The 288-nt window shown below is 49.7% G+C and carries 1 protein-coding gene; it reads right to left on the reverse strand.

Features of this window, described 5'->3' with window-relative positions; genetic code table 11:
* Window positions 1-286, reverse strand: a 286-nt coding sequence (apaG, locus tag KDM89_RS21815) for a Co2+/Mg2+ efflux protein ApaG (RefSeq protein ID WP_212689853.1), incomplete at its 3' end; no start/stop codon positions are given.
* Between the last annotated feature and the right edge of the window lie 2 nt (window positions 287-288).

Raw genomic sequence — 288 nt, forward strand, 5'->3', positions numbered from 1 at the left:
CGTCTTCTGCCACACAGAAGTAGTACCCCTTCATACTGCCCTGCGGCGTTTTCAAGATACAGCCACTGGTGTACTCAAAGCTTTGCCCCGGCGGCAGGAAAGGCTGATGGCCGACTACGCCCAACCCCTTGACCTCTTCAATATGATTATTCGCATCATTAATAATCCAGTGACGCGATATCACTTGTGCTGCCACTTCGCCGCTATTCGTAATGCTGATGGTATAAGCGAACACAAAATGGGACTTATCCGGTTCGGATTGCTCTTCTATATATTGCGTCACCACGG

It is taken from the genome of Cognatundibacterium luofuense (genome assembly GCF_018139685.1).
GTDB classification, from domain to species: Bacteria; Pseudomonadota; Gammaproteobacteria; order Burkholderiales; family Burkholderiaceae_D; genus Undibacterium; species Undibacterium luofuense.